Origin of the sequence: Saccharopolyspora oryzae (assembly GCF_027853915.1) — a bacterium.
Lineage (GTDB): Bacteria > Actinomycetota > Actinomycetes > Mycobacteriales > Pseudonocardiaceae > Saccharopolyspora > Saccharopolyspora oryzae.
On record NZ_JAQGLA010000058.1, the window covers coordinates 41,662 to 47,661 of the forward strand.

Consider the following 6,000-nt stretch of genomic DNA (forward strand, 5'->3'; position numbering starts at 1 on the left):
GCCGGGCTCTAGATCGGCTCTGTGATTACGTTAACGTGGTACCTGGAACAACGAGCCGATCCGCAGCTGGTTTCGCGGGTCTGCCACGCCCGAGCACGCGGCTCCCGCGGCCGCACCACCTGGCGAGGACACCATGCCCAAGTCCAAGGTCCGCAAGAAGGACTCACCCACCCCGGTGACCGATCGCCGCACGCCGGTGAAGGCGAAGGCGCTCGGCCCGTCACACCCCATCTACGTCGCAGTGATGCTGGGGATGATGATCATCGGGCTGCTGTGGCTGGTGGTCAACTACATCGCGGGCGAGAAGATCCCGTTCATGACCGACCTCGGCGGCTGGAACTTCGCCGTCGGGTTCGCCTTCATGATCGTCGGCCTGCTGATGACGATGCGTTGGCGCTGACCCACCGCAGCGATTCGCGTGGAGGCCCGGAGGGCGCAATCCCTTCGGGCCTCACTCATCCCGATGGCGGATTGACTCCGGGTCGTCGAACGACATGGGTGTAACTCATCCCCAGTGGGGATAACTCCTGTGGATAACTCATCGGTAGCGGGTGGATAACGGTGGACGAGGCGAACGAATCGCAGCAGTGGGCCACCCCGGCGGGACTGGTGGTGATCGGCTGGGTGCTCACCGCAGCGGCCATCACCTGGTGGTTCGCCACCGAGTCCCCGGTGGACGGCCTGTTCGTCGGCGTCCTGGTGCTCGCCCTCGCCGCTGCCTCCGCGCACGCCACCATCTGCCGCCCGCGCCTGAGCGCGAACCGCGACGGCGTCACCATCCGGGGCCTGCGCGGCCGACGGCACTGGCCTTGGCCGGCCGTGGCGATCAGGGTCCGCGAGCACCGCCGCTTCGGCCGCGAGGTGCAGTCCCTTGAGCTCGACGCGGACGTCCTGGTCATCCTGACGCGCCTGGACCTGGGCGCGGACCCGCAGGACGTCGCCGACGCCCTGCGCACCTGGCGGAGCTGAGCAGGAATCAGCCCCGGCACAGTCGTAGCCGGGGCTGATCGAAGTCCTTGCTACTACTCGCTATTACGATCCGAGCACTCCGCAGCGCGCCTGCGAACCGGAGCCGAAGCACACCAGGTTGCCGAACTGCGCGTCCCGCGTGACCAGCACGGCGACCAGCACCACCAGCAGCGCGGCCAGCGCACCGGCCTGGATCAGCGCCTGCCGGTTCCGGGGCGCGTAGACCAGCGCACCGGTCGCGAGCACGCCGAGCACCAGCCCACCGAGGTGGCCGAGCAGCGAGATCCCGGGGATCACCACGCTGGCGGCGATGTTCAGCCCGATGACCAGCAGCACCGGCCGCAGGCTCACCTTCAGCCGCAGCGCGGCGATGGCGATCCCGCCCATCAGCCCGTACACGGCGCCGGACGCGCCAGCCACCGGGGCGATCTCCTCGCCGAACAGGAACACTGCGGCGCCGCCGCCGAGCAGCGACAGCACGTACACCGCGGCGAACCGCCAGCGCCCGAGCAGCAGCTCCAGGTCACGGCCGATCACCCACAGGGCGATCATGTTCATCGCCAGGTGCAGCAGCCCGATGTGCAGGAACCCGGAGGTCACCAGCCGGTACCACTGCCCGCCTGCGACCAGGATCGGCCACAGCGCGAACTCGTCGAAGAGCGGCGCCGTGAAGTTCGCGCCGATGCTGCCGGCCTGGATCGCGGTGATCGCGAAGACCACCACGTTGACCGCGATCAGCAGCGGCACCAGGATCGGCTTGTCGGACAGCTTGGCACCGGCGACCGTCACGGCCTGCCGCTGCCCGCGCTGCCCCTCCGCGACGCAGTCCACGCAGTGCTGGCCGACGGAGGCGTCGCGCAGGCATTCCGGGCACGCCGGACGCTCGCACCGGGTGCAGCGCAGCCCGGTGGGGCGGTCCGGGTGCCGGACGCAAGTCGGCAGCTGCGGCGGCGCTCCGTCCGCCCCTGGCTGGGATCCGGGCGGAACAGTCACGTGTGGGACCTGCTCCCTGCTCGGTTGGCGGGTCTCAACCGCGCTCGATCGAGACCTTCTCGATGATGATGTCGTTGACCGGGCGGTCGCCCTGTCCGGTCGCGGTCGTCGCGATCGTGTCGACCACGTCGCGGGACGCCTGGTCGGCGACCTCGCCGAAGATGGTGTGCTTGTAGTTCAACCAGCTGGTCGCAGCCACCGTGATGAAGAACTGCGAACCGTTGGTGCCGGGCCCGGCGTTGGCCATGGCCAGCAGGTACGGGCGGTCGAACTGCAGGGTCGGGTGGAACTCGTCGCCGAACTTGTAGCCCGGGCCACCGCGGCCGGTGCCGGTCGGGTCACCGGTCTGGGCCATGAAGCCCTCGATGACGCGGTGGAAGATCACGCCGTCGTAGAACGGGCCGGACTTCTCGCCCTTCGCGTTCGGCTCGGTGTATTCCTGGGTGCCTTCGGCAAGACCGACGAAGTTCTTCACGGTCTTGGGCGCCTGGTCGGGGAACAGGTTGATCCGGATGTCTCCCTGCGAGGTGTGCAGGGTCGCGGTCACCGTCGTCCCAACGAGCGATCCATTGTCTTCAGCCACCCGACCATCCTGCCATCGAACAGGCCGATACCGGTTTCTGGGTGCAATATGGGCCACGACGCGGCCCAGAAGTCGACCGGTGAAAGCCCGGCCCAGGAGGCAGATGATGGACGAGGTGAAGGCGATGGCCCGAGCTGGCGAGAGCGTGGGCAAGGCGGTGGGGACCGGTATCAAGTCCGCCCGTCGCGGCGCGAAACGTGCGAGCGAGGTGGGCGTGGCGTTCTCCAAGCACGCCGCCACGCTGGCCGAGCAGGAACTCGCCAACCGGGGCATTTCGACCGACGAGCTGCAGGAGAAGATCGCGCAGCGCACCACCGGGATGTCCCGCAAGGAGCTCTCCAAGCGCAGTCGCAAGGCGCGCAAGCAGTGGGAGAAGAAGGCCGCCGAGTCCCGCAAGCAGCTCGCCAAGAACACGGTGGCGGCCCGCAAGGAGCTGGCCGAGCGGATCAGCCCGAAGCCGAAGCGCCGCAAGTGGCCTTGGGTCCTGCTGATCCTGGGCGGTCTGGCCGCGGCAGCCGCGGTCGCGTTCTCCCGCCGCCCGGAAGAGCTCCCCGTGGCTTCCGCGGAGAGCGACTTCTCCCGGCGCGACACCCCGGCCCGCCACCGCGCGGACCACTACGAGGTGCCGTCCCAGTCCGACCACCAGCACCCCGCGGCTGAACGCTCCCACTGAGGTAGATCACCCGAACGCGTGAAGGGCATCTTCGACCGGCCAGGTCGAAGATGCCCTTCACTTTGGGGTGGTCCGCATCACAGAGTGGGAGACCGGTTCGCGGGGCGAGGATGCTGACATGACTGAACCGACGAGTTTCGATTTGCACGCCACCACCGAGGTGGCCGCGACCGCGGACGTGGTGTACCGGGTCGCCAGCGACATCACGCGCATGGGCGAGTGGAGCCCGGAGTGCACCGGCGGCGAGTGGACGTCCGAGGAGCCGGGTGCGGTCGGCGCCCGCTTCAAGGGGCACAACCGGTTCCGCGACGACACCTGGACCACCGAGTGCGAGGTGGTCGAGGCCGAACCGGGGCGCCGGTTCGCCTGGGCGGTGCTCGCCCAGCCCGATCCCTCGGAGAACCCGGTGTGGTCCTTCGAGGTCGAGCCGACCGCCGACGGCTGCCGGCTGACCCAGCGCTTCGTGATGACGTCCCCGCCGAGTCGGCTGCTGGCGATCCGGGACAGCCTGCCGCCGGAGAAGGCCGCGACGTTCCTGGAGTTCCGCCGCGGCCGCCTCCAGGAGGCCATGCAGCAGACGGTGGACCGGATCAAGGCAGCCGTCGAGGGCTGAGCCGCCGCTAGGCGTGCTGGGAGTTGTCGGCGTTGAGCTCCTGCTCCTGCACGACCCCGGGTTTCCCGACCATCGCGGCCCCGACAGCTCCCAGCGCGCCGACCGCGGCGAAGGCGTAGAAGCCCCACGGGTAGGCGATGCCCGCCGTGAGCATCGCGCCGCCGAGCAATGGACCGCAGATCGCACCGATGCGCCCGATCCCGGCGGACCAGCCGAGCCCGGTGGCCCGGTTCGCCGCCGGGTACACGCGGCCGATGTAGGCGTACACGAGCACCTGCGAGCTGAACACGAAGCAGCCGGCGATCAGCACCGCGACGTACACGCCGATGCCGGGCAGCTTGATGCTCAGCGCGGCCAGGAACACCGCGGAGGCGGCGAACCAGGCGATCGTCGACGGCCGCGGCCCGATCCGGTCGGCCACCGCACCGGCGACCAGCAGGCCGATCACCGCACCGATGTTGAGCGTCAGCAACAACCCCAGCGCGGCTCCGAGCGGGTACCCGGCGGACTTCATGATCTGCGGCAACCAGGTGTTGAGCCCGTAGACGAGCAGCAACCCCATGAAGGACGTGACCCAGAAGGCGATGGTGGCCCGGCCGAGCCCACCGCGGAACAGCGAAGCAACGGCCTCGGCCCCACGGCGCGAACCGCGTTCGGCCTTGACCTGCTCGAAGGACTCCGATTCGGGCAGGTACCGGAGCATCAGCGGCACGAGCACCAGCGCGGGCGCGGCCCCGATGACGAACATCGCCCGCCACCCCAAGCCGGGCAGAACCGCGATCCCGAGCAGTGCGGTCAACACGGCCCCGACGTGGTACCCGGTCATGATCGACGTGGTGGCGCTACCGCTCTTCCCGGCCCGAGCGTGCTCGGTGACCAGCGCGATCGCGGTCGGCAAACACCCACCAAGACCCAACCCGGCGAGGAACCGCAGCACCCCGAAGACGAACACCGAAGGCGCCACAGCGCACAGCGCGGTCAGCAGGGAAAAGCTGGTCACGGCGAAGATCAAGGCCTTGCGCCGCCCGATGACATCGGTAACGGTCCCGATCGCCAACGCCCCGATGGTCATCCCGACCAACCCGACGGTCGAAACGACGGAAGCACTAGCAGGAGTCAACCCCCACTGCTGCGTCTCGAGCAGCACGGGCAGCACGGACCCGAGCACGACGAGGTCGAACCCGTCCAGCAGAACGGCGGTCCAGCACAACCCGAGCGCCCAACCCCCACGCCCGCCAAACCCAACCCCACCCATAAAACCTCCCTGCAACGCTGCAAAAACCAACCCCAACAGCAGAAGCAAGGATGCTCACCCGACAACCCCCAAACCCCACCAAACCCCCTTCCACTCCCCGAAAACCCCCACCAAGAACCCAATACCCAAGAAGAAGAGAAGCGCCAGAGCCAATAACCGAGGAGTGATCCAGCCAAGGGCGAGCGGCCGCTGGGAGTGGAAACCAAGAGACGCGGGCGGAGCACCGAGCCGCAAGCCCCCGGAGGGCTGGTGGGTGAGCAGGCCCGGAAGGCTCCCCACCGCAAGGAGCAGATACAAAAAAGACCCCCGCACCGTAGGGGGGCTTGGGGGGAGTCGCTCCCCCCAAAATAATGACGAGAAGTTCAGGCCAACGCCTTCCGTTGGCACACCTCGCCCAAACTTCGAGTGGAGACGAGGGGAATCGAACCCCTAACCCCCGCCTTGCAAAGGCGGTGCTCTGCCAATTGAGCTACGTCCCCTGGTCGTCGCCGCTCCGGGTCAGCTGACCGGTGGAGCTGGCGACGAGAACAGCCCGGCGCGGCGAACCGGACCGGGCTGGTTCAAGAACTTCGCCGGAGGATCAGGCCTCGGCGGTGGCCTCGCGCCACAGGTCGGCCTCGGCCTTGGCGGCACGGTTGCGCCGGACGACGAACAGGACGACTCCAGCAACTGCGGCGAGTGCGAGCAGCTTCTTCACTTCCGGTCGCCTCCTTGCACGCGGCGCTCGGGCCCGTGACGTCTCGGGTATTGAAAGGGTTACCAGTGGGCCTAGAAGGACTTGAACCTTCGACCTCTTCGTTATCAGCGAAGCGCTCTAACCGCCTGAGCTATAGGCCCTTGTTGTGATTCAAAGACTACAGGACGCCTTCCGGCGTCTGAACGGGGGGGTGGGTTCTGGGCCGGAGGACGTGGGG

General features: G+C 68.3%; 7 protein-coding genes, 2 tRNA genes and 1 pseudogene. 4 read left to right on the forward strand and 6 right to left on the reverse strand.

Features of this window, described 5'->3' with window-relative positions; translation table 11 throughout:
• Positions 1-133: 133 nt before the first annotated feature.
• Complete coding sequence (crgA, locus tag OU415_RS26745) at positions 134-400, forward strand: cell division protein CrgA (protein ID WP_270952019.1); 267 nt, start codon at positions 134-136, stop codon at positions 398-400.
• Between the two features lie 161 nt (positions 401-561).
• A complete protein-coding gene (locus OU415_RS26750) occupies positions 562-969 on the forward strand; it encodes a PH domain-containing protein (RefSeq protein ID WP_270952020.1) in 408 nt (135 codons plus the stop codon).
• Positions 970-1,032: 63 nt separating this feature from the next.
• Here OU415_RS26750 and OU415_RS26755 read toward each other — a convergent pair whose 3' ends face one another.
• Together OU415_RS26755 and OU415_RS26760 are read right to left on the reverse strand one after the other, a co-directional pair.
• Entirely contained in the window at positions 1,033-1,962 is a 930-nt protein-coding gene (locus OU415_RS26755; protein ID WP_270952022.1) for a rhomboid family intramembrane serine protease, read from the reverse strand.
• Between the two features lie 34 nt (positions 1,963-1,996).
• Positions 1,997-2,545: a peptidylprolyl isomerase gene (locus tag OU415_RS26760; RefSeq protein WP_270952023.1), complete on the reverse strand. Its 549-nt coding sequence runs from the start codon at positions 2,543-2,545 to the stop codon at positions 1,997-1,999.
• 103 nt (positions 2,546-2,648) lie between these two features.
• On the opposite strand from OU415_RS26760, the gene OU415_RS26765 reads away from it, so the two are divergent.
• Both OU415_RS26765 and OU415_RS26770 read left to right on the forward strand, forming a co-directional pair.
• A complete protein-coding gene (locus OU415_RS26765) occupies positions 2,649-3,218 on the forward strand; it encodes a BAR domain-containing protein (RefSeq protein ID WP_270952024.1) in 570 nt (189 codons plus the stop codon).
• Between the two features lie 118 nt (positions 3,219-3,336).
• The gene (locus tag OU415_RS26770; protein ID WP_270952025.1) at positions 3,337-3,831 is read left to right on the forward strand and encodes an SRPBCC family protein; all 495 of its coding nucleotides are present in this window, start codon (positions 3,337-3,339) and stop codon (positions 3,829-3,831) included.
• A 7-nt stretch (positions 3,832-3,838) separates the two neighbouring features.
• Here the strand turns inward: OU415_RS26770 and OU415_RS26775 are convergent, their stop codons facing one another.
• The 4 genes and pseudogenes from OU415_RS26775 to OU415_RS26790 all read right to left on the reverse strand — a co-directional run bounded on the left by OU415_RS26775 (position 3,839) and on the right by OU415_RS26790 (position 5,923).
• On the reverse strand, positions 3,839-5,086 hold the full coding sequence (locus OU415_RS26775) for an MFS transporter (RefSeq protein ID WP_270952026.1): 1,248 nt from the start codon (positions 5,084-5,086) through the stop codon (positions 3,839-3,841).
• Positions 5,087-5,492: 406 nt separating this feature from the next.
• Positions 5,493-5,565, reverse strand: a tRNA-Ala gene (locus OU415_RS26780).
• A 110-nt stretch (positions 5,566-5,675) separates the two neighbouring features.
• A pseudogene (locus tag OU415_RS26785) lies at positions 5,676-5,783 on the reverse strand (DLW-39 family protein); the annotation flags it as partial.
• A 66-nt stretch (positions 5,784-5,849) separates the two neighbouring features.
• Positions 5,850-5,923 (reverse strand) — tRNA-Ile (locus tag OU415_RS26790).
• Positions 5,924-6,000: the final 77 nt, after the last annotated feature.

Excerpts from the sequence above, each read along its gene's own strand:
- crgA (WP_270952019.1), top strand. The coding sequence starts at position 134 with ATGCCCAAGTCCAAGGTCCGCAAGAAGGACTCACCCACCCCGGTGACC.
- OU415_RS26765 (WP_270952024.1), top strand. The coding sequence starts at position 2,649 with ATGATGGACGAGGTGAAGGCGATGGCCCGAGCTGGCGAGAGCGTGGGC.
- OU415_RS26770 (WP_270952025.1), top strand. The coding sequence starts at position 3,337 with ATGACTGAACCGACGAGTTTCGATTTGCACGCCACCACCGAGGTGGCC.
- OU415_RS26775 (WP_270952026.1), bottom strand. The coding sequence starts at position 5,086 with ATGGGTGGGGTTGGGTTTGGCGGGCGTGGGGGTTGGGCGCTCGGGTTG.